The sequence below is a fragment of the Neptunicella marina genome (genome assembly GCF_014270035.1).
GTDB lineage: Bacteria > Pseudomonadota > Gammaproteobacteria > Enterobacterales > Alteromonadaceae > Neptunicella > Neptunicella marina.
Genome location: NZ_JACNEP010000017.1, coordinates 43,079 through 66,841 on the forward strand (window position 1 = coordinate 43,079; position 23,763 = coordinate 66,841).

The window sequence follows — 23,763 nt, forward strand, 5'->3', positions numbered from 1 at the left end:
GTGTTGCTGGACGGCGGAAAACTGGCATTAAAAAAGGCAGCGATGGCTGCCTTTTGACTTAGTTAACTTGCGATAGTTATTTCTTTAAACGTCTTCTTAGTGCCAGAGGAAGCATTAAGAAAATGGATAACCAACCCAATGAACCACCACTGCTATGTTTAGGTGGTGTCACAACAGAAGGTTTGTTGGCAACATTGACAGTAACTGTTGAGCTTACTGTGTCTGTTCCATCACTTACTGTGAGTTCGAAGGTCAGTGTTGTATCACTGTTTACCGAAGGAGCCGTTACCGTCAAGGTCTCAGTATCCTCACCTGATACAGTTGCACTTGGTCCGTCAGTCTGGACCCAGCTGTATGTTAGGTTGTCGCCATTTCGGTCGGTGGCAGCTGCTGTTATCGTGGTTGAACTACCTTCCTGTACACTCGCAGACGCTTCTACGGTTAACTGTGGTTTAGCGTTATCACAACTTACCGAGTCGCCAGCAATAACTTTAGAGAATACAGGTGTATTCACGTTGCTGATTGTCACGTTATCGATAAACCAACCATACTCAGCCGCAGCTGAATCACTGCCCAGTCGGAAGCGTAACTTAACCTGACTACCATTTAATGCGGTACCAAAGTTAATGCTTTCCATCCCGCCCGCAGAGGTGGCTAAATCACCGTTCATGCCGGTAAAGGCTTTACGTCCACTTAGCACCTGACGAGGATTGTCAATTAACGTGCCACTGTATCCATTTTCGAATACACCGCCAATGTCTGTCACATCAACCCAGTCACTGCCATTGACGCTGATTTCGACAACACCACCATCCCACTCTTCTTCAATCCAGTAGAAGTGCCAGAAACTAACGGTAAAGTCACCGTTGTAACCCACTTCAAATGCATTTGATTCATAAGCAACGTCTGATTCAAAATCGTTGTTGTAAATCAGCATGGTTGTTGCGCCTAAATCAACACCTGGGTTCAGTGATTGCAGGAAGCCGGTATTTGCCATGTCTGCTACACGTGTACCTTCAGCTAAATCTCCACCAGCTTGCACATGCTCTTTCCAGTTCTGGAATATTGCCGCTGTTTCCATATCGGAGGTGGCTGTTTGTTCTACAGGCTCAACTGATTCAAAATCCATGTTGACCATGGTGCTAAAGCTCATATCAGGCGCTTCAACAATCTCGTCATCGGCGGTCTGCTCTGGGAAGGTTACTTTTAATTCCAGATCATCTGCGGTACCGGCAGAATTCAGGGTTAATTTGATGGTATTACTGGTGGCACTTGCAAAAGGAGCAATCTCATCAAATGTTACAATGCCATCATTTTCAAAGGTAACATCCTGATCACCTACAACTTCAACTTTTGCTGTTACACCTGTTAATGTTTCGGTACCTGTATTTTTGATTGTGACTGAAATAGTACCGGTTTCACCCGCATCTAAGATACTGTCATTGGTACAGTAACCTAAATCAGTTCCATCAAAGGTTGGGTTAAAGTCTACTTTTGTGGCATTAAATGTCGCAAGCTCTGACTCATAAGACTCAACTACACCTGCGTGGGTATCATCAAAACGTTCGGGAGATACCGCACCAAGACCCATACCACGACGGGCAAATGCTTTAAGTGCCAAATCGAAGTCGTCATGATCAGTTGCATACATAGTCGCTAATACCGCATCACGAGCCTCAGTAAAGGTAGGCGCAACCGGGGTGACTTTATAGGATGCAACCAGATAGGTTGCCATGCGTGACTGGGCTTCTTCAAAACCATATTTGTTGATTAAACCGACATAGATATCCCACAACATGGAACACCAAACTGTACCTGAACCATGCACTTCCGGATCGACAGTGATGTAATCAAAGGTTAATGGATTGATATCCATATTTGGTGTGTATGGGTAAGCGCGGATACCGTAATAGTAATCAGCAACGTAACTTACGGCTGCGTAAGGCACCTGAAACTCTTCATTACCTTCAATTTCTGCGTCGGCCGCACGTGCCAGGAACATCATCGCATGGAAATCACCCCATCCTTCACCCATTGAGCCGCCCTGATTATTGATTAGACCAGAAGCATTGCCAACCAGACGGTTAGATATATAGTGACCCCATTCGTGAGCGATGACTGCGTTATCGAAAGTAGAGTCTTTCAACGCGAAGTTGTTGAACATTTCAACTGTCACCGTATCGCCGGCATCAATAAGGTCGTAAATGCCATGTCCGTCAGCATAATTCAGACCCATAGAAGGAATTTTAACCGCAGCATCTTCACCGCCCATAGGGGCAGGGGTGCCATCATCGGTATTGTTTACAATAATTGCGGCTTTGGCACCGGCTTCCTGAGCGTGCAGTACTTTCAGGGTAAAGTTACAGGCCCCACGATCAATAATGGCAATTTTACCTGCTAAATCGGCAGCATTTGTCGCGACTTCACAACCGTCATTGATTGGTGCTGTGCCATCTTCCAGACGGACAGTATCACCTTCAATCCCGGTAAATTGCTGAGGTCCAAAAGATGCGGTTTTAGAGGATTGCAATAACCCTAAATCTGCGTGTGAAGTGACAGTGACACCAAAATCAACACCAACCACTGCATCTTTGCTTTGCCACAGGTATTGTTGCATACGAGGGCTGGCACCATCGGCAGGAGTACTCATATTGGCATTATCAAAACCACTGAAATCCTGAGCCTGTACATGCAATGGATCGCCTTCCACACCTCCTCTGTCATAGTTAACCAGCTGAGCGTTACCAGCAGCTTCATCAAAACCATAGTCATAATAAAAATCATGCAGGAAGTTGGTCATGTAAAACAGGTTAACAACCGCAGCTTTGCGATTGTTATAGCTATTGGCAGGCTCACTGTCTTTTAAAACATAATCAAAGGTCTGAGCTGAAGTTGTTTCTGCTGTTAAGTCGCCGGTGCCATAACCATCAGGTGCAATTAAATCTGCATAGGCGAACACGTTATTACCCGAGGTAATAGTGGCATCTGGTGATAACCAGGGATCATTTGTACTTATGGCACTGTAATTCGACAGTGTTACCAGAGGAGCAGGTAAAATAGCGGTGGGATCATTGCCTGGTACTGCCGCAGGAATAACATCACCATTCGGACCTTCCATTGGATAACCGTCGGCATTGGCATAAACACGATAAGTGAAGTCATTTTCACCAGCTTCAGCTGATAAATCCTTTTTAAACAGAACTTTCTGTGTGGTTGAGTCGATAACGAAGCTGTAGTATTTGCTTTCAACTGAATTTGCATCCGCTAAATTCAACTCCACATAGTAAGCCGCTTGTAAACCGTCATTTCCGTCAAAGAAAACACGTTTTGCACGTGGCTGGCCTACGACCTCAAAGTCACCATAAGTACTTTGAGCATCAAAAACCTGATATTTACCTTCATGCGCAGAGCCTGTGAGAATAACGTCTGCTTTACCATTTGACAGTACGTCTGCTGCTTTATGAATCGCTTCTTCGGCAGAAACAAAGTTAGCTAACAGGGCTAACGTTTGTCGACCCGGGTTGGAGCGAGCAAAATAACCTGATGCAGAAACCAGATTAAGTTCGCGATCCATCATGATGTTATATTCGCGGTTGAATACCTCAACACCCTGTATTTCCTGAGTGTATTTGGCGATCAATGGTCCTTTGGTTGTTTTATGGAAATCGCGAACTACCGCTTTATTGGATTCGGCTTTATTCGCTGATACGCCCGTCATCTGAGCCACATAAAAATCTGCTGCAAATTGTGCCTGTGCAGATTTGGCAACGCCGGTTAAGTCGGGTTTGGCCTGATTGGTTGGTGCCCAAATAAAGGTCGCCTTTCCTAATTTGGTGTCGAACTGGCTTTTCATTCCCGATATAGTTGAACGACTGGCTAATGCCTGTTGTCTGGCCGCGTCATAACTTGTTTGAGCGGAAATTCGTGGCGCTTTAAGTAAAGCGGTTTGATTAGAAGAATAGGTTACAGCATTGGCATTGATAGCGACGGAAGACAAAGCTGCCGTAACCAATGTAGCCAGTACACTTGGTTTAAAAGATTTCATGTAAGTTACCCTGTTGTTTTTAATGTAATTTCCCCGTCATATATTTGAGTCATTATTAGGTCCTTTGCCTATACGGCACATGACGGACTATCCGTTTTAGAACATAGGTATGCGTTAACGCAAGAGATGATGTGTTGGGCGATAAGGACTGTATAACTGTTAGGCGTTTGCACTGAGTTTTGAGGTTGGACTTTTTATGTATTTGTGATTTTTGTCCAGAAAATGAAACAGGATTTTATTAAAAATCTTTTAAAATCAAACTGATAGAAATGTTTGTTAAAATGAATTACCAAAAATTAACCATCATTTTTCGTAATGCGGGAGTGTAAAAAAAAATTTACGAAATTTTGATACATTAAATGTATCTTAATGCAGGCTTTATTTTAAATAGTGATGTATTATAAAAAACTATTAAGCATCATAGTTGAATAGTCACCAAGAATTTTATGTAAATTCTTATAAAAAATATTAAATATCATTAAGTTATGAATTTATATCACGTCTTATATGATTGAGTTATTCTATATTTTTATTTGTTATATTGGATGTTTTTTCAACTTAGTTGCGTTTTGACTGTTTAAACTTCTTTTTACGTTTTGAATCTTTTTCTTTCTTTTCTTCTAACTTAATGACAATTTCAGCGTCTTCTTTTTCTGTCATTATGGGCGTTTCAAGGGTAACTCTTCCTAATTTTCCGCTGCGAAGTTCATTGATTATAACTTCACATATTTTATGCAGATTGACTCTGCCACCCGCCATAATCGCGCCTCGTGATTTCGCTGCCATTTCCAGAAACTCGATTTCTGTATCGGGGATCTCATCCAGTTTAAAGCGTTGTTTTAACAACTCCGGATAGGCTTTAATCAAATAATCTGCGGCATAAAAACCAATGTCATCGTATTCCAGTGCGGTGTCTTTTATTGCGCCAGTAATACCCAAGCGATAACCACTGTTTTCATTGTGAACTTTAGGCCACAGAATTCCCGGGGTATCAAACAGAATAATGCCGCTGCCAAGATTAATACGTTGTTGTGCCTTAGTAACGGCTGGTTCATTACCAGTTTTAGCAATAATACGTTCAGCCAGTGTATTGATTAAGGTTGATTTACCTACATTGGGAATACCGCAAATCATGGTATGAATATTTTTAATACTGGCGTCTTTTTGTGGCAACATTTCACGACATAGATCCAGAATGCATTTCATTTGAGCTGGATTATCAGTGGTGGTGGCAATCGTGCGAACATTACGCTGCTGTTCCAGGTAGCGTTGCCATTGCTCGGTTAATTCAGGATCGGCTAAGTCTGATTTACTTAATACTTTTATGCAGGGTTTATCGCCACGCAAACTGGCAATCGCCGGATTTTCACTGGAATAGGGAATACGTGCATCCAGTACTTCAATAATAATGTCAACCTGGGGTAAGCGCTCTTTTATTTCTTTTTGCGCTTTGTGCATGTGGCCGGGGTACCAGTGAATTGACATTGTATTTCCTAAATGTGAGCTTGCATGGATAAACGCGCGCATTTTACCCCAGAATGCGCCGTATTGCTTTACTCCTGTTATGAACGGGGTTTTATCCTTGGCAGCATGCGTGACAGGGTGTTATCCCTTTGCATATAGTGGTGAAAAAGAGCAGCTACAGCATGAACACCTATTAGCGCATAACCTAGTTTACCGATAAGTTCGTGAATTTCTTCCAGATCATGTGCCAGTTCTGTATTGGCAGACAGGACGTTGGGTAAATCAAACAACAGCAGATCAACCTGTTTCCCTTCAAGGCTCACTATGCTGTAGCCAAGCACCGGCATTGCTAACATTAATCCATATAACGAAAGATGAAAAAGCCCAGCAAGCTTGTGCTGCCAGTCTGGAATTGCTGGGATTATAGCCGGGGCTGTCTGGGCGCGTCTGACAAACAAACGGATCCAAACTAACAGCCAAATAATACAACCGAAAATAAAATGACTTTTTACCATCCATGTTCTGGCGTCTGTACCTCGCTCAAACAGTCCGCGAAATTCAATACTGCAATACACGGCAATGAATAAAAGCAGTGTTAGCCAATGAATGATAATTAGCGGTTTTGTGTAGTGTTGCAAATTTGATTGCGCCATCATTTATCTCCTGTTTGGTAGCATTAATTTTGCATAAAAACCTTTTTGTTTTCTTAATCCGTATCAAACTTTTTAAGATAATTATCTATTTTTGCACACAGGACATGATGGATTGCGCTTAACACTAAATTGCTGCCATTCTCCTCGCAGCGCGTCAAATAACATTAAACGTCCCATGATTGGTGTACCTGCTTTGCTGAGGATTTTAACTGTTTCTAACGCCTGCATTGTGCCTATGACGCCTACCAGTGGTGACACCACCCCGGCTTCTATACAACTTAGCGCGGGCTCGCCAAAAAACTGGCTCATACACTGATAACAGGGATTGCTGTTGCCGGGTATTATCGACGTAACCTGGCCTTCAAATTGCACAGCAGCGCCTGATACCAGAGGGATTTCATGTTCTACACAGTGCTGATTTAACAGGTTGCGGGTGCTGAGGTTATCAGTGCAGTCCAGTATCAACTGAATATCTTTGAGTAATTCTGCGATATTTTGCTGATTAATATCCGTATGAATAGCATTGATGTGGCAATCACTATTAAGTGCGATTAAGCGTTTTTGTGCAGATGTGACTTTAGCTAACCCTATGTCTGCTTCGGTATGCAGCACTTGTCGTTGTAAATTGGATAGTTCTACCATGTCATGATCAACTAACGTCACCTTGCCTATTCCTGAGGCAACAATAAACTGTGCCGCACTGCAACCCAGGCCGCCTAGTCCCGCTATCAAAACATGGCTATTTAACAAACTCTCCTGACCCTCCAAATCTATCTGAGGTAACAGCATTTGTCTGTTGTAGCGTAGCGCCAGTTCTCTGGTAAGTTGTTTGCTCATACGGAGGCTAAATCGTTAAAATCTAAAGTGGAATATGTCCATATTACTGGCTTTTATGCTAATTTGTCAGGCAATTCAGTTACTTCAGGAATTTTTAATGTCTTCGTCTTCTAAGCCCTTTATTCCATTATCTATTGCCGTACTCACTGTTTCAGATACCCGTACAACCGAGACTGATACATCTGGTGGCTGGTTGGTGGAAACCCTGAGTGCCGCCGGGCACCATTTGGCAGAAAAACTGATCTTAAAGGATGACAAATATAAGGTGCGTGCTGCTGTCGCTAACTGGATTGCCAGCGATGATGTGCAGGTTGTTTTAATCACCGGTGGCACAGGTTTTAGTGCACGTGATGTCACACCTGAAGCGGTTAGTGTGCTTTTTGATAAAAGCATTGAAGGCTTTGGTGAGGTATTCCGGTCTGTGTCTTTCGATGAAATCGGTAGCTCAACCATTCAATCCCGCGCATTGGCCGGTATGGCAAATGGTACAGTGGTGTTTTGTTTACCCGGTTCAACCGGTGCCTGTAAAACTGGCTGGGATCTGATTAAGCAGCAAATCGATAGTACCCATAAGCCCTGTAACTTTGTTGCACAACTTAAAAGTATCGGAGTCTGATGTTAATGGCGTTAACTCATATCAATCAACAGGGCGATGCCAGCATGGTGGATGTGACCAACAAAGCGGTGACTTCCCGTACGGCGATTGCTGAAGGTTACATTTATATGCAGCCCGATACGCTTAAGCTGGTTGAACAACACGGTATGCAAAAAGGCGATGTGATTGCGGTTGCGCGCATTGCGGGTATTCAGGCGGCAAAAAAATGTGCTGACTTAATTCCGCTTTGCCATCCACTGGCGTTATCTAAAGTGCAGCTGGATTTTGAACTGCAACCTGAGAACTCACGTGTGCGTATTCAAAGCTTATGCAAACTGGCAGGCCAGACGGGGGTTGAAATGGAAGCACTGACTGCGGTATCGGTTGCAGCGCTTACCTTGTTTGATATGTGTAAAGCTGCTGATAAAAGTATGCGCATAGACGGCATTCGTGTACTCAGCAAACAAGGCGGTAAATCCGGAGACTGGAGTGCAGATGGTTAAAGTTAAATTTTTTGCGCGTTTGCGTGAGCAATTGCAATGTAGCGAACTTGAGGTTGAACTGGCTGAATCAACCAGTATTGCTCAGTTAAAACATAAACTGGTTGACGGTAACCCCAACTGGCAACAAGCGTTGGCAAGTGGTGATCTGTTATGCGCGCTCAATCAAACCTTGTGTAGTTCTGATACCGTATTATCGGATAATGATGAAGTGGCATTTTTTCCGCCGGTAACAGGTGGCTGAATGATTAGCATCCAGTCACAGGATTTTAGTCTTGAAGACGAGTATCAGGCGTTACGAACATTGGAAAATGGTGCAACAGGTGCAATCGTTATTTTTAGTGGCCTGGTGCGCGACTTTAACGATAATGGCGATATCCAGGGTTTATTCATTGAGCATTACCCGGGCATGACAGAACAGGCGATTGCCCAAATAGTTGAGCGGGCAACATTGCGCTGGTCGCTGCAAAAAGTGCGGGTGATTCATCGTATTGGCGAGCTTAAATCCAATGAACAAATAGTGTTTGTCGGCATTGCCAGTCAGCACCGCGCTGATGCCTTTGCCGCTTGTGAATTCATTATGGATTACCTGAAAAACGATGTGCCCTTATGGAAAAAGGAGCTGAGTAACCATAACAGTCAGTGGGTTGAGGCTAAAACATCGGATAAACAATCACTTAAGCGCTGGAACAAAAGCTGATGCGGGTGAGTTTGCACAGCTTTATTTATGCAGTAGTCTTTTTTTCGCTTTCCCTATTGAGCCAAAATTGCCTGGCGGAAAATGAACAAGTATTAACTCTCAGAGTTGCTGTTGCGGCGAATTTCAGTCAAACCTTACGTGAGTTGATAGCGGTTGGGGACTCCTCAAACAATCAGCAGAACCTGCCACAAATTGACGTTGTGGTGGGCTCTACCGGTACCTTGTATGCACAAATAGTGCACGGAGCCCCGTTTGATATTTTTTTAGCTGCAAATGTTAAACACCCGGCACAACTTGAGCAAAACGGCCTGATTGCAGAGCATTCACGCCACACTTATGCGGTGGGGCAATTGGCATTCTGGTGTCCATCCTGTGAAAGTACCGATGAGCAAAGCTTAAAGAACTGGCAGGGCAATCTGGCGATCGCCAATCCTACGCTGGCGCCTTACGGCGAGGCTGCAATACAAGTGTTACAGGCGTTAAATTTAGCGGATTTAACATCAATCAGGCTGGTGCAGGGTAATAATGTGGCACAAGCATTTCAGTTTATTGATAGTGGTAATACGCTGGGTGGATTTGTGGCTGCCAGTCAGGTGATGGAAAAAACTGAAGCTCAAACATGGTTAGTCCCACATCAATTTTATGCACCGATTGAACAACAGCTTGTGATAGTCAAAAACACCAAACAACTTGCTGCGGCAAAGCAGTTGGTGGCTTTTTTATTGTCAGAGCAAGCGCAATTGATAATCCAGCAACATGGTTATCAAGCGTTACCTGTGAACTCCAAGGCAAACTGATGGCTGCCACCGATATCACCGCATTGTGGTTAACCTTAAAGCTGGCATTTATTACTAGCTGTATTTTACTGGTAATAGGCACACCTTTGGCCTGGTGGTTATCTGGCTGGCAAAGCCGCTTTAAGCCGTTAGTGTTGGCAATTGTGGCTTTACCTCTGGTATTGCCTCCCACAGTGTTGGGATTTTATTTGTTAATTGCCTTCTCTCCACAAAGCGAGTTTGGCGCATTGTGGCAAAACATTACTGGCAAGCAACTTGCCTTTAGTTTTTATGGCATTTTACTGGGTTCCATTCTCTATTCATTACCCTTTATGTTGCAGCCGCTTTATGCTGCTTTTTCGCAATTACCCAAAACCTATCTGGATGTTGCGCATACCTTAGGCATGGGCAAAGTGGCGCGTTTCTGCAAGATTGTTGTGCCGTTAACCAAAGCCAGTTTTATCAGTGCCTTTGGTTTATGTTTTGCCCATACATTAGGTGAATTTGGCGTGGTGCTGATGATAGGTGGCAATATTCCGGGGGAAACCCAGGTATTGTCGATTGCGTTATTTGATCATGTGGAAAGTATGCAATATCAGCAGGCGCATGTTCTGGCGGCAGGATTATTAGTCTTATCATTTGTGTTGCTGGTTGTGCTTTATCGCCAGCATGGTAAAAAGGCGCAGTTATGGGGCTAACAATGAGCGAAACAGCTCATAGCTGGGCATTTAAAAGCAAATTGCCCGATAGTGATGGCAATGCTCGTATCGACGCTGAAGCTGAGTTACCGGTATCGGGGATCATTGGGCTTTATGGTGAGTCCGGTGCCGGCAAAACCACGTTATTGCGAATTTTGGCTGGTCTGGAATCTAATGCGAACCTGACGGATATTCCCTTTAAACGCGCAGGTATGGTGTTTCAGCAAGCCGGATTATTTCCCCATTTAAGCGTAAAGCAAAATCTGCAACTGGCCGCCAGTTATGCGCCGCATGAGGTGATGGATATTGGTGAGTTAAGCCAAAAACTGGGATTTAGTCATTTAATTGAGCGTGATTGCAATGGGTTATCGGGTGGTGAACAACAGCGCATTGCAATTGCACGGGCAATTATTAATGCACCCGATTTATTGCTGTTGGATGAAGCTGTATCGGCATTAGATCAGACATCGCGTATCAATATTCTGAATGTGCTGGTTGAGCTAAGCCAAACATTGTCATTGCCCATGATTATGGTGAGTCACCAGTTAGCGGAACTCTCGCAATATTGTGATTATTTGATGCATATGCAGGCCGGGAAAATTGTTGCCCATGGACATATTCAGCAGATGGTGCAGCAACTTAATATATCGCGCTCAAGTGGGGCATTTAGTCATCTGCAATGTCAGTTTAAACTGCAACATAGCCAGTACGGTATGGACGAATATGACGTTGAAGGCCAAGCGTTATTTACAGCCAGTCAGAATAAGCCACTAAATATTATTAATGTAGCGGCATCCAGAGTGAGTATCAGTACCAGCCAGCCGGCACAAGGCAGTATGCTTAATTGCTTAACTGCTACGTTGAGCGCAATTGAAAATGTTGATCAATATAAAAGACGATTAGTACTTCAAATCGGCCAGCAACAGTTACTGGCCGATATCAGTGTGTATTCGTTAGAGATATTACAGTTGCAGATTGGAATGCCTTTATGGGCGCAATTTAAGCTGCATAATCCATCCCAGTTTATTGACTAACTTTGTGTCACAACTTTAGCCATGCACTCAATTTCCACTCTGGCGCCTAAACCTAATCCACTTCCTGCAACCGCGCTGCGTGCCGGTAAATGACCGGCAAAAAATTCCACATAGACGTCATTTACCAGTGGCCACTCTTTTATATCGGCCAGAAATAAGGTGCATTTGATTACATGCTGCATATCTGAACCAAAGTTTTTGAGGGTTGTTTGAATATTAGTTAGCGCCTGACGTGTTTGTGCTTTAACACCGCCATCAACCAAATTCAAAGTGCCGGGTTTTACCCCCAGTTCGCCTGATAAATATAGGATTCCATCGACTTCAACTGCTTGTGAAAAAGGTAAATTGAGTTTTTTAAATTCATCCGTGCTCAGTCGTTTAAGGTTGTCGCCCGCGTTGCAGCTCAGGCTGATTAAGCTCAGTAGTATTAGTATCCATTTAATTAGTTTTAAGTTCATGTTGTTCTCCCTCACAAATAACGCTGAATTAATTCAAACAGCATCTTGTTTGATTGAACATGGGTAACATTATCCTTACCCATAATGTAACCTTCAGACATGCAGCTTTGTTTCATCTGGCCAAGTAACTGTAAACGTGTTTGAAACTGGATTGTGGCATCGCTGTTATCTGGCATCTCAATGAGTTTGCCATTTAATTGCCAGTTACCTTCAGGGGTTAACAGTTGTTCACAGGGTGCAGGGTTTAAGGTTGCAACAAATTTACGCTCCGTTGTCATTTCCCAGCCGTGTCCGGCATTGGCAAAGATATGGCTGCCAGCAGTGGACCCGGTTTGTCTAATATGCTGTTCCACTTTGGCGCAGCGTGCTAAATCATTGGAAGCATCTTCAGCGCCGCGAAAGCTAAAGTAAGGTGCACCTGTGGTGTGCTCGCTTTGTAATGAGAAATGACATGGCCCGTAAAAATCCACGTGCAGAGCAAACGGAGCAACGCCATTTGCAAGGTTTTGATAGATGCGTTTATCCAGTGCTGCACGGGTTGCCATGCCACCATAGGAGAAACCCATCACGCCAATTTTATTGTGATTAATAAGCGGGTGTTGATTTAATAGCTTAAGTGCCGCGTAGGCATCGGCCACCTCATCGGCATCACTGACAATCGCGACTCGTAAGCCATAGGGTGTTTGCTCAGTTACACCACGTGCCGCGTAGGTATCTATCACCATAGTGGCAACCCCTTGCCCGGCAAGCCATTTAGCATAATCAAGTTCCCGCGAAGGCAATATACCGCCGCTGCCATGCAATATAACCATGGCCGACACCGGATGTTCAGCTGTGGCATTGTTTGGCAGGGTAAGTAAGGCTTTAACTGTTATGTCTGGTGACGGCTGATCCGCTAACACTAATTGCTTATAATCGCCCGGGTTGGTTGATTGAAAATAAATTTCACCCGAGGTGTTGGCATCAATTTGTGTCACAGCCGGATATTCTGGCAACGGCGGCAATGATGGTAAAGCCTTAGCCGCTTGCTGTGCATGTAATGAGGAATTAGCTAATAACACGCCAGCAAACAACACTAAACGTGGCAGGTTTGTGATTAATTTAAACATAAAACCTCCGCTTAGAATTGATAAATCACTTCAATGCCGTAGGTTCTGGGTTCGGCATAGTTGGTGGTCACTGTGCCAAAAAAGTCCTTACGGTTATCAATAGGATCCTGAAAATCGCCTAGGTTTCTGGCCCATAAATAAGCCTCCCAACCGCTTTTATGGGTGAGCAATCCAATACGGGCGTTTATTAGGGTAATATGATCCACATGACCAAATTGCACATCAGTACCATCAGCCAGAGTTTGTGATTTCACGTTATCCACAGTGGTAAAAAAGCCGCTGCTGTGACTTAAATCCAGTCGCCACATTAAATCAGCATTTATCGCACTCAGGCTGACAATGTGCTGGATGCTGAGTGACAAATTCATATCTGGCGCGTTAATTAAATCTTTGCCTTTGGCGTTGCCACCACCGGTCAAACCGCCAGGGAAATCTTTAAACTCAGTATCCAGCAAACCTAAACTGGCGTTGATATCCAGATTGGGCAGGGGATGATAGGTTAGTTCCAGTTCCAGACCTTGAGATATAGCTTTGGCTGCATTGCGGATTGAGATGGATGATGCGCCATTTCCTAAATCAATAAACTGATTAACCTGATAGTTTTTAAATTCTGAACGAAAGGCCGCCATATTCAGTGTGATTTGATTACGATTAAAACTGGTTTTTAGTCCAAGTTCGGCACTGCCGACCGTTTCTTTATCGAATTCAATGCCTGCTGATAAATCAGCGTTGGTGATGTAATCAAGGTTGTAACCACCACTTTTAAAACCGGTGGAATATTTGGCATAGCTATTAATGTTGTCGGCAAGTCGATAGTTGTAACTCAGCGCATAGGACACATAAGAATCGCTGCGTTTATCTGTAAGCTGGCCGTTAGTGCTGCCAATGCCAAAAATGCCGGATTTAGAGCCATCCAGCAGCCAGTCTAAATCTTTATCTTCTTTGGTGTAGCGCACGCCAAACGCCAGTGCCTGATCATCTGACAAGTCGTAACCACTATTAAAATAAGCCGCCAGACTATCGGTCACCACATTGCCTGAGTTATACACCATAGTGCCGGGCACATTGCCAAACAAAAATGAGAACTCGCCGTTAATCGCATCGCGACGCGTATCCGCATCCTGGCTATACAAATATAATCCTGCCACATAATCAAAATCTGAATTTTTCTCAGGGGAAATCAGCTGGAATTCCTGTGACCATTGCTGGTACTGATCTGAATATTCAATAGTGAGTAAATCCACTGCGGCATAGTCAGAATCGTTGGTGTAAAAAATGTCGGTATCGCGCCAGGCTGTGATCGATTTTAAGTCAAAGCCATTTTGCATGGTGTAAGACACATCCAGCATCGCACCTTTAATATCACGCTCTTCCACAGTATCGATGCTGGTCGCGACCTGATATTTTTCTGGGGCAGCCTGGTCTGTGGTGGTGCCTAAGGTATCGGATAAGGCTTCACCTAAAAACGACAGACGATCTGAGCTTAAACCATCGGCAGAAAAATTGATTTCTAACTGGTCACTGGGCTGGGAGCGCAACTGTATGCGATAAGCACTGGCATCGCGCGCATTGAGTTTATTGCCGGTGGTCAGGTTATCGATATAACCATCACGCTTTAAATCGCTGTATGACACTTTCACCGCAGTGCTATCAGAAAGCGGTACATTTAACTGTCCTTTAAATTCGCGCGCCTGCATGTTGCCCACAGAAACACTGGCTTTGCCTTCCAGTATATCGCTGGGTTTGGCCGATATCAGGTTGATGGCGCCTGCGACAGTATTTTTGCCAAACAAGGTACCTTGCGGCCCTCGTAATACCTCAACCCGGGTTAAATCGAGCAACTCTTGATTAAGCGCCGGAGACTGGCCTAAATACACGCCGTCTAAATACACCCCCACGCGCGTATCAAAGCCGATATTGCGACTATTAGCACCAACACCGCGAATGGTAATCGCCGAGGTAAAGTCGGTGGTACGCGAAATGGATAAATTAGGGATAAAATCCGCAATTTCGCTTAACTGGGTAATACCTGTTTGCTGAATGTTTTCAGCGCTAAAAGAGGAAATGGCGATGGGCACTTCTGCCAGTTTTTGTTCGCGTTTTTGTGCTGTTACAATAACCGTTTCATATTCCTCAGATTGTCCATCATTTGCTTGTTGAGCAAAGGCAGTCGGGGAATTTACAGCTATAAAATATATAGCTATGGCTGAGGTAATTGTGTTTTTGGGGAATGCTGGGTGGTGAGTGATATGCATGGCTAACTCCTTGTCCCTGGTGTTAAAGAATTGTAAAAAACAACATGCTGAATTCTATGTTGCTAATATTTTAGGTGATTGGCAATACAATCGCTGACGAAACTACAATTTTTGTCGTCACAGTCAGATTTAAAAGTGATACCATGCAGCGTTTTTTGAACCTAATTTTTGAGGATTATCTATGTCTCGAGTGTTAATTATTGGTGCGGGTGGTGTTAGTGCCGTAACCGTTAAAAAATGTGCCCGTTTGCCACAACATTTCGATGAGATTTATCTGGCAAGCCGCACTGTGTCTAAGTGCGAAGCATTGCAAAAAGAAGTCGGTATTGACCGTGTAAAAGGTGTATTTGCGGTTGATGCCGATCACGCCAGTGAAGTCGTTAAAGTAATTAATCAGGTTAAACCTGACTTGGTAGTCAACCTGGCATTGCCCTATCAGGATTTGGCCATCATGGATGCCTGTTTAGAAACTGGCGTTGATTACTTAGATACCGCCAACTATGAACCAAAAGACGAAGCCAAGTTCGAATACAGCTGGCAGTGGGCGTATCAGGAAAAGTTTGAAAAAGCCGGCCTGATGGCACTATTAGGCAGCGGTTTCGATCCGGGTGTAACCAACGTATACACAGCATACGCAGCTAAACATTATTTCGATGAAATTCACTACTTAGATATCGTGGATTGTAACGGTGGTGATCACGGTCAGGCGTTTGCCACTAACTTCAACCCTGAAATTAATATCCGTGAAATTACCCAACGTGGTCGTTTCTGGGAAAATGGCGAATGGAAAGAAACCGATCCACTGTCTGTACGTGAAGATTTAGATTACCAAAACATTGGTGTGCGTGCCTCTTACCTGATGTTCCATGAAGAACTGGAGTCAATTGTTAAGCACTTCCCAACCCTGAAACGTGCACGTTTCTGGATGACCTTTGGTGATGCCTATTTAAATCACTTACGTGTACTGGAAGGCATTGGCATGACTTCAATCGAGCCAGTGGATTTTCAGGGCCAAAAAATTGTGCCACTGGAATTCTTAAAAGCTGTATTGCCTAACCCTGGTTCTTTGGCAGAAGGTTACACAGGTCAAACTTGTATCGGTACCTACATCACAGGTTTGAAAGATGGCAAAGAGAAAACCATCTTCATCTATAACAACTGTGACCATGCTAAGTGTAACGAAGAAGTCGGTGCTCAGGCTGTTTCCTACACCACAGGTGTACCGGCCATGATCGGCGCGATGTTAATGTTAAACGGTACCTGGAAAAAGCCAGGTGTATGGAACATGGAACAATTCGATCCTGATCCATTTATGGAACAGCTAAACATTCACGGCCTGCCCTGGCATGTGATTGAATGCGAACAAAGCCCGTTTAAAAAATAATAAACAGGAGCAGGTGTTTTGATCGATCCAATGTTAAACCCGCAAATTCCTTCACCTTGTTATGTGTGTGAAGAAGCTAAGCTGGAAGCCAATTTGCAGTTAATGCAGCGTGTGCAGGAACAAGCTGGCGTGGATATTATTCTGGCGCTAAAAGGCTTTTCGATGTGGTCTACCTTCGATTTGGTGGGTAAATACCTTAAAGGCTGTACTGCCAGTTCGGTGTGGGAAGCAAAATTAGCCAGGTTTGAAATGGGCAAGGAAGTGCACGCCTATTCACCAGCCTACAAAGCTAACGATATCGATGAACTGGTAAAACTGGTTAATCATATTTCGTTCAACAGTATTGGCCAGTGGCAACGTTATGCCAAACAGGTAAGCGACGCGGGTATTTCCATGGGATTACGTATCAATCCGGAACATCGTGAAGCCGATACTGAACTCTATGATCCCAGTGCACCGGGTTCGCGTTTAGGTGTTAAAGCGGCGGATTTAGATGGTGTGGATTTAAACGGCATTGAAGGATTTCATGTTCACAATTTATGTGAATGTGATTCCTTTGCTGCTGAGCGTACCTTAAATGCGGTGGAGCAGCGTTTTGGTCAGTATCTGCCAAAGCTTAAATGGCTAAACTTAGGTGGCGGCCACTTGATGACCCGCGAGGGTTACGATGTTGAGCACTTAATTAACCTGCTAAAAACCTTCCGTGAAAAATACGACCTGCAAATCATTCTGGAGCCGGGTTCTGCCGTAGCATGGCAAACCGGTACTCTGGTTGCCGAAGTGGTGGATGTGGTGCAAAACGAAGGTGATATCGCGATTCTGGATATCTCTGCCACCGGCCATATGCCAGATGTGCTGGAAATGCCCTATCGCCCAATGATCCGTAATAGTGGCTTACCGGGTGAAAAAAATCATGACTATCGATTAGGCGGCAACTCTTGTCTGGCCGGTGACATGATAGGTGCCTACAGTTTTGATTTTGAGCTGGAAGTAGGGGACAGACTCATTTTTGAAGACATGATTCACTACACCATGGTGAAAACCACTTTCTTTAACGGGGTAGAGCATCCTTCAATTGGTATTTTGCACACCGATGGCAGCTTTGAGCTGGTGCGTAAGTTCGAGTACGAAGATTTTCGTTCACGCCTGTCTTAAACTTCTTTTGATGGCCGCAATTGCTCAATTGCGGCTACTTTCTCTTTTTCCTGCCTGGCAATCCATACCACTAAAATCAACATGCACTAGCAATCGGCTAGTTGATTGTTTATTTTCACTTTTTAGTTCATAGTTTGTTCAGTTGGCATTGATTAATTTTTAAAGTCATATGGCTTCAATCTGGATGTTGTGGCCGTTTATCGTTAGCTAACCAGCTCCAATTTCATCAAGGATATAGATATGAGAAAGGTAATTATTGGCCTGTGTATTTTATTAACAACGGCCTGTACATCCACATCAGATACCTCTGTAAGCCTGCAAAAACCACGATATGGTCATGCCGTTGTCGCGGCAGACAGTCAAATATTTGTTATCGATGGATATGATCGCAGAAAGCGACTGGGTTCGGTTGAGACATTTGATGTAAACAGTCTGCAAACCCAAACTCTAAAAGCAGAATTAGCCCCCCGCAGATATGTTACCGCCGTTAATGATAATCAAGGTCATATCTATGTAATGGGCGGTGTTAGCCAACATAAAACTCAGGGTGAAATCTGCAACCCATTGGTTGAAATTATCAACATAAAATCTGGTGAAATACTTTACGGTCCACCTATGCCAACACCGCGCCGCGGAGCCAGTGCCGTTTACCTTGATGGTAAAATTTACGTTATAGGTGGCTCAGAATTATATGGCACACCTAAATCAAATTATGGTGCCAGTAATAGAGTCGAGATCCTGGATATCCAAACTCAAACCTGGTCAAAGGGCGCCAGTATGCCGACCGGACTTGAAACCAGGGCGGTGGTACACGATGGACAAATTTATACAATAGGTGGTTATAACTTTGTATCGGCCGTTCCGAGTTTCTATCGCTATGACCCCGCGCAAAACCAATGGTTTGATATGCCCAACCTGCCAACACGTTTAAGTGCCGAGTCTGCGGTTGTTGTGGGTAATAAATTGATCACGCTGGGTGATTATAATGATTTGGATAAAGTGCTCAGTTATGATTTTGCTACTCAACAATGGCAGCAACCTGATGTGAGCATGCAAGGTTCACGTCATCAAGGTGCAGTGCTGGTTGGTGATAATATCTATCTTATGGGCGGCACCCGTTCAGGCCGTGAATCGCTGAATGATATCCAGATATTTCCGGTCAGCAGTTTTGAGCAGGCAGAATCAGCCATTGATTAGAACAATTAACTGATAAAAAAACCGGTGATTTCACCGGTTTTTTTATTTGTATAGCCTTAAGCTAATGCTGGGTAATCGGTATATCCTTCCGGTCCCGATCCATACATGGTTTCAGGATTGAGTGGATTGAATTCTGCATTGTCGCGTAAACGGGTGACTAGGTCCGGATTAGCAATATACTTTTTGCCAAAGGCAATGGCATCGGCTACACCATCATTTAATAATTCAGCAGATTTATCTGCGTCCATATTTTCATTAGCGATAAACATACCACCAAAGGCTTTTTTCAACGCCGGAGTTAATGCGGGCTGATCAAAATGCTCGCGGGTAAAGATAAAGGCTATGTTGCGCTTACCTAGCTCTTGAGCTACGTAACCAAAGGTCTCAGCTAAATTATCGTCACCCATATCATGTGCATCCGCACGAGGCGCTAAATGCATGCCTACACGGCCTGCGCCCCAAACCGAGATAACCGTATCGGTGACTTCCAGCATTAAACGTGCACGATTTTCAACACTGCCACCATAGTTGTCAGTACGCTGGTTAGTGGAAGACTGCAGGAACTGATCAAGCAAATAACCATTGGCTCCGTGGATTTCCACACCATCAAATCCCGCTTTTTTAGCATTTTCAGCCCCTTTACGGTAGGCCTCAACAATACCCGCCAATTCAGCTGTTTCCAGTGCTCGTGGTGTTTCAAAGGCTTTTTCCGGACGAACTAAACTTACATGGCCCGCTGGTTTAACGGCGCTGGGTGCTACCGGCATTTCACCGTTCAAATACATAGGATCTGAAATACGTCCCACATGCCATAACTGCAATACGATACGACCACCAGCCTGGTGAACCGCCTCAGTCGTTAACTTCCAGCCTTCAACCTGTTCGTCAGACCAGATACCAGGTGTATTCGGATAACCCACACCCATTGGCGTAACAGATGTGGCTTCACTGATAATTAAACCTGCGTTGGCACGTTGTGCATAATATTCAGCCATGAGTGCATTTGGAATACGACCTTCACTGGCGCGGCAACGAGTTAACGGTGCCATGATAATGCGGTTAGGAAGTGATAAATCACCCATTTGCACGGGATCAAATAATGTTGTCATTGTTTACCTTATTAAATGTCAGGACAAGCTGTTGAATGTCATAATCATTTGGGGGTAAAAGAGGGGGAGTTCAAGTTATACAAACCAAAATTCCCCTTCATATTTGAGAGCTGTTATTGCAAAAATGCAATTTAACCTATGCACACTGACAACCAATTAGCTGGTTTTATTGCTTAGTTGTGGTTAATGGATCAAGATTGAAGGGGCCATGCATTTGTTGTTTGAGGAGTTTCGCGATCTGTCATAGCAGGTTGTGCCGAAAACCAAATAGGGTATCGCCAAAGGAGATGTGAGTGAAACCTTGCTGCAAATTAATTATTTGGTTTGTTTTTTGTGTAACAGGCTGGAGTATGGGAGGGGCGGTTTTTGCCGACACGGCCAATGGACTTTCAGTTGCCTACGCTTTGGATAATCCAAAGCTTGGGGAAATGCTTAAGCAGTTTGGGCATAAACACCAGATCCCAATCGCGTCACGCTCAATTGACGCAGATGAACTCAAAGCTGAACTTATTCAACGCGCTAACACAGACTCATTACCCGATGCGGTTATTGTCCCGGCAGATTTTCTCGGCTTACCTAACTTGAAATTTAGTCCTGTTTTGAGTGATTTCACTAACAAAATAGATAACGAGCAGGTTAAACAAACCGCTAGCATCAATGGCAGTGTGTTGGGATTACCCATTATGACGGGTAATCATCTTTTGTTGTATGTAAATCGAGCACTGATAAAAAAAACAGCAACTGACTGGGAAGCTCTTGAAAGCCAACAGCAACGATTACCTGCTAACACTGAATTGATTGGCTGGAGTTTTAACGAAATGTACTGGTTTATCCCGTTTTTAACTGCGTTTGATGGCGACACCTTGCAAAACGGGAAAGTGAGTTTGGATACGGTTGCGATGCAACAAGCACTTAATTTTTACTGGGGCTTGTCACAAAAAGGCGTTGTTGAGCATCAATGTGACTATCGTTGTGCAACAGATAAATTTAAACAAGGGAAGCTGGCTTATTTGATTAGTGGTTTCTGGGCTTATGATGAATTGGAAAACGAACTTGCCGATAACCTGCAAGTTGCAGCATTACCAAGTATCAATGGGCATGCCATGCGTTCATATTTTACTTCATATGTATTGGCTTTTCCCGGTAACAGTTTGTATGGGCGCAAACGAGAGTCGTTACAAAAACTGGCAGCTTATTTTATCGATAGTCAACAGCAGCAGAGATTGTGGCAGGAGCTAAAGGCATTGCCCGCTGAAAAGAGCGCACTATATGGGTTAATGCAGCAACATGATCTTAATCTACAGGTAGCAATTACCCAGTTAAATCAATCGGTTCCATTACCAAGTCAATTCTCGATGGCTGTTGTTTGGGAGTCAATGTCAATTGGGTTCCGTCGTTACGGTGCGGGAATCGTCACCGCAGAACAAGCTAGTCGTTTAATGCAGCATCTGGCTGAAAAGTCAGCCAATGCCAGTCTGACCCGGGTGGAATAGCATGGCGTCTTTTAAGCAACAATTGTTTCGTAATGTCGCGTTGTTTTTACTGATACCTGTTGCGATTGTGGTTAGTTATTCACTTGTGATGTCTTATGTGACGGAAGCAAAGTTAGCTAACGATTCCATCGCGGCGCAAAATCGCTCACTTGCCTCGGTAATCAACGGACGTTTAACCAAAATTCAGTATTCGATTCTGGCGCTTGGGAGTAAGAAAGGTTTTGGTGAACTGGCGTATAATATTCTGTATTCCCAGTATGTGGATAAAAGTCTGCGAAGCTTTGTTCAGCAACATCCTTTGGTGAATGCAGCGTTTATTGTGGATAAAGAAGGGTTTGTGCTTGAAGGTTATCCACTTAGTACCCTGGCGATACGCTCACAATCACTCACACAAGAGGTCGAGCAACGTTTAGCCAATACTGTCGATGTGGTATTGCCTGACTTTCAATTGGTGTCTGAAAATCAACTGCTTGGAATGTACGAAAATCTTCAGCAACGCAGTAAAGATAATCTGGCATTTGTATTTACCCTGCAACGAGCGACTAATTCTTTAGTTTCACCCATGCAAAATAGCGCAGTGTTGTTTGTATTACTGGACAAACAAGGGTTAGTCGCGCCGTCAGACAGACAGATTGATACCCCACTATGGCACGCACTGATGCAGGATGATAATACGCTGATCAACGATTTGCCGAATGAGTTTGAAAATGCATCCAAAATACACAGTGCTATTGATTTGCCTCTATGGGTAAAGCGTCAGCCGCACAAATTGTCACTAAACACTTATTACCAACCATCGAGTTATCTAAAATCGATTTACCTGAATATAGGCATGACCTTTTTGGCATTGGTGGCTATTTTTGTCGTGTCTTTGCAGTTTTTGCGCATCTGGTTAAATCGCATGCATGCACCACTAAGCAACATAGTAACTGCCAGCCACAACATTGCACAGGGTAATTACGAACCTTTAACCACTAAAACGCAGTTTATTGAGTTCCAGCAGATTTATGCTGCGATGAATAAAATGATGACGCATATTCATCAACAGATAGTCGAACTGCGCCAGGCCAGAGAAAAAGCCGAAAGTTCAGATAAATTGAAATCACAGTTTTTGGCTAATATGAGCCATGAAATTCGCACTCCCATGAATGGGGTATTAGGTATTTTACAAGTCATGCAAAATCAGCCACTGGAATTAAAAATGGCGAATTTGCTGAAAACAGCAACTCAATCCAGTCGCAATCTTCTGGCCATCTTAAATGACATCCTGGATTTTTCTAAAATTGAGGCCAACCAGCTGAGTCTGGAGAACGTCCCTTTTGATTTAGTGGAGTTGCTTGATTCCTCTGTTGCTTTTGTGCATACACAGGCTAAGCAAAATAATATTCAGTTTGAGCTGATTGTTGATGAAGCAAGTAAAGGCGGTTGGTTGGGTGATCCAATGCGTGTTACCCAGATTTTGCAGAACCTGTTGTCTAATGCGCTTAAATTTACCGAAAAAGGCCAGATAATATTAAGTGTTTTTTATAATGAAGCCGAACAGTGTTTACACTTTAAAGTAAAAGATACTGGGATCGGTATAAGTGATGCCAAAAAGATGCAGCTATTTTCTCCCTTTAAACAAGGCGATGCTTCAACATCCCGTAAATATGGTGGTACTGGGTTAGGTCTTGCTATTAGTTACCGTCTGGCCAAATTGATGGGGGGCGATTTATGGGTGGAAAGTGATGGACAAAGCGGTTCTACCTTTGAGTTTTATATTAAAACTGAATCGGCTGAAACCATCAGTAAAGACGATTCAAAAAGTCAGCAGCATCCGGATTTGACCGGAATTAAAATTCTGGTTGCAGAAGACAATAAAATTAATCAGGAGGTGCTGGGGTTTATGCTGGAACCTACCAATGCGCAAGTGCAATTTGTCGAAAATGGCCAGCAGGCTATTGAACAATATACAGCCTTTTCACCGGATCTTATTTTTATGGATGTGCAAATGCCGGTAATGGATGGAATAGAGGCTACAAGGTTGTTAAGAGAGCAAGGTGCGTCAATTCCTATCATAGTACAAACCGCGAATGTAAGTAGCGAGGATATTGCTGCCTATTATGCGGCCGGTGCTGATGGATTTATTGCTAAACCGACTGATATTCAGGATGTGAATACGGTGTTATGGACACATTTGGTCGGTAATTAAGGTTAAGAGGTTTATAAAAAAGGGGCAAAGCCCTAATGCCGATCAGTTAAGAAGTTGACATTCGGCATAAGAGGATCAAAATCCGATGATCGTAAGGTCATCGGATTTTT

20 protein-coding genes are annotated in these 23,763 nt (G+C 43.8%); 12 read left to right on the forward strand and 8 right to left on the reverse strand.

Translation table 11 applies throughout. From position 1 onward, the window contains the following. Positions 1-76 precede the first annotated feature (76 nt). The 4 genes from H8B19_RS16035 to H8B19_RS16050 form a co-directional block, all read right to left on the reverse strand. Positions 77-4,045 (reverse strand): rhombosortase-dependent M36 family metallopeptidase, encoded by a 3,969-nt coding sequence (locus H8B19_RS16035; RefSeq protein WP_186507908.1) that lies wholly within the window; start codon positions 4,043-4,045, stop codon positions 77-79. 558 nt (positions 4,046-4,603) lie between these two features. Further along, the gene (ylqF, locus tag H8B19_RS16040; RefSeq protein ID WP_186507909.1) at positions 4,604-5,530 is read right to left on the reverse strand and encodes a ribosome biogenesis GTPase YlqF; all 927 of its coding nucleotides are present in this window, start codon (positions 5,528-5,530) and stop codon (positions 4,604-4,606) included. A 77-nt stretch (positions 5,531-5,607) separates the two neighbouring features. After that, complete coding sequence (locus tag H8B19_RS16045) at positions 5,608-6,162, reverse strand: cytochrome b (RefSeq protein WP_206683200.1); 555 nt, start codon at positions 6,160-6,162, stop codon at positions 5,608-5,610. A gap of 81 nt (positions 6,163-6,243) precedes the next feature. Beyond that, on the reverse strand, positions 6,244-6,999 hold the full coding sequence (locus tag H8B19_RS16050; protein WP_186507911.1) for a HesA/MoeB/ThiF family protein: 756 nt from the start codon (positions 6,997-6,999) through the stop codon (positions 6,244-6,246). 97 nt (positions 7,000-7,096) lie between these two features. Here H8B19_RS16050 and moaB point away from each other — a divergent pair, with 97 nt between their 5' ends. Genes moaB through H8B19_RS16085 form a run of 7 tightly spaced genes read left to right on the forward strand, consistent with a single transcriptional unit; the run spans position 7,097 to position 11,302 of the window. Continuing rightward, the gene (gene moaB, locus H8B19_RS16055) at positions 7,097-7,615 is read left to right on the forward strand and encodes a molybdenum cofactor biosynthesis protein B (RefSeq protein WP_186507912.1); all 519 of its coding nucleotides are present in this window, start codon (positions 7,097-7,099) and stop codon (positions 7,613-7,615) included. Then, positions 7,615-8,097, forward strand: coding sequence for a cyclic pyranopterin monophosphate synthase MoaC (moaC, locus tag H8B19_RS16060; RefSeq protein WP_422121166.1), 483 nt, complete (start codon positions 7,615-7,617; stop codon positions 8,095-8,097). Before moaB ends, moaC begins: the two co-directional genes overlap by 1 nt. Next, a complete protein-coding gene (gene moaD / locus H8B19_RS16065; protein ID WP_186507914.1) occupies positions 8,090-8,338 on the forward strand; it encodes a molybdopterin converting factor subunit 1 in 249 nt (82 codons plus the stop codon). Before moaC ends, moaD begins: the two co-directional genes overlap by 8 nt. Then, a complete protein-coding gene (moaE, locus tag H8B19_RS16070) occupies positions 8,339-8,794 on the forward strand; it encodes a molybdopterin synthase catalytic subunit MoaE (RefSeq protein ID WP_186507915.1) in 456 nt (151 codons plus the stop codon). Positions 8,795-8,850: 56 nt separating this feature from the next. Further along, on the forward strand, positions 8,851-9,591 hold the full coding sequence (gene modA / locus H8B19_RS16075; protein WP_186507916.1) for a molybdate ABC transporter substrate-binding protein: 741 nt from the start codon (positions 8,851-8,853) through the stop codon (positions 9,589-9,591). After that, on the forward strand, positions 9,591-10,268 hold the full coding sequence (modB, locus tag H8B19_RS16080; protein WP_186507917.1) for a molybdate ABC transporter permease subunit: 678 nt from the start codon (positions 9,591-9,593) through the stop codon (positions 10,266-10,268). The genes modA and modB overlap by 1 nt, the downstream gene beginning before the upstream one ends. Before the next feature lie 2 nt (positions 10,269-10,270). Then, the gene (locus tag H8B19_RS16085; protein WP_186507918.1) at positions 10,271-11,302 is read left to right on the forward strand and encodes an ATP-binding cassette domain-containing protein; all 1,032 of its coding nucleotides are present in this window, start codon (positions 10,271-10,273) and stop codon (positions 11,300-11,302) included. On the opposite strand, the gene H8B19_RS16090 is transcribed toward H8B19_RS16085, so the two are convergent. From H8B19_RS16090 to H8B19_RS16100, 3 genes are read right to left on the reverse strand one after another with little or no spacing between them, the layout of a single operon-like run. Continuing rightward, complete coding sequence (locus H8B19_RS16090) at positions 11,299-11,760, reverse strand: RidA family protein (RefSeq protein ID WP_186507919.1); 462 nt, start codon at positions 11,758-11,760, stop codon at positions 11,299-11,301. The genes H8B19_RS16085 and H8B19_RS16090 overlap by 4 nt on opposite strands. Before the next feature lie 11 nt (positions 11,761-11,771). Beyond that, positions 11,772-12,869, reverse strand: a complete 1,098-nt coding sequence (locus H8B19_RS16095) for a dienelactone hydrolase family protein (RefSeq protein ID WP_186507920.1) — start codon at positions 12,867-12,869, stop codon at positions 11,772-11,774. 11 nt (positions 12,870-12,880) lie between these two features. Then, positions 12,881-15,124, reverse strand: a complete 2,244-nt coding sequence (locus H8B19_RS16100; RefSeq protein ID WP_186507921.1) for a TonB-dependent receptor — start codon at positions 15,122-15,124, stop codon at positions 12,881-12,883. A 181-nt stretch (positions 15,125-15,305) separates the two neighbouring features. Between H8B19_RS16100 and H8B19_RS16105 the strand changes: the two genes are divergently transcribed. The 3 genes from H8B19_RS16105 (at position 15,306) to H8B19_RS16115 (ending at position 18,860) form a co-directional block, all read left to right on the forward strand. After that, positions 15,306-16,508, forward strand: coding sequence for a saccharopine dehydrogenase family protein (locus H8B19_RS16105; RefSeq protein WP_186507922.1), 1,203 nt, complete (start codon positions 15,306-15,308; stop codon positions 16,506-16,508). An 18-nt stretch (positions 16,509-16,526) separates the two neighbouring features. Then, positions 16,527-17,663 carry a carboxynorspermidine decarboxylase gene (nspC, locus tag H8B19_RS16110; RefSeq protein ID WP_186507923.1) on the forward strand — a complete coding sequence of 379 codons (1,137 nt, stop codon included), beginning with the start codon at positions 16,527-16,529 and terminating at the stop codon, positions 17,661-17,663. A gap of 240 nt (positions 17,664-17,903) precedes the next feature. After that, positions 17,904-18,860: a Kelch repeat-containing protein gene (locus tag H8B19_RS16115; protein WP_186507924.1), complete on the forward strand. Its 957-nt coding sequence runs from the start codon at positions 17,904-17,906 to the stop codon at positions 18,858-18,860. Positions 18,861-18,916: 56 nt separating this feature from the next. Here the strand turns inward: H8B19_RS16115 and H8B19_RS16120 are convergent, their stop codons facing one another. Next, complete coding sequence (locus H8B19_RS16120; protein ID WP_186507925.1) at positions 18,917-19,969, reverse strand: alkene reductase; 1,053 nt, start codon at positions 19,967-19,969, stop codon at positions 18,917-18,919. 293 nt (positions 19,970-20,262) lie between these two features. Between H8B19_RS16120 and H8B19_RS16125 the strand changes: the two genes are divergently transcribed. Together H8B19_RS16125 and H8B19_RS16130 are read left to right on the forward strand one after the other, a co-directional pair. Beyond that, a complete protein-coding gene (locus tag H8B19_RS16125; RefSeq protein ID WP_186507926.1) occupies positions 20,263-21,462 on the forward strand; it encodes an extracellular solute-binding protein in 1,200 nt (399 codons plus the stop codon). A 1-nt stretch (position 21,463) separates the two neighbouring features. Continuing rightward, on the forward strand, positions 21,464-23,653 hold the full coding sequence (locus tag H8B19_RS16130; RefSeq protein WP_186507927.1) for a HAMP domain-containing hybrid sensor histidine kinase/response regulator: 2,190 nt from the start codon (positions 21,464-21,466) through the stop codon (positions 23,651-23,653). Positions 23,654-23,763 lie beyond the last annotated feature (110 nt).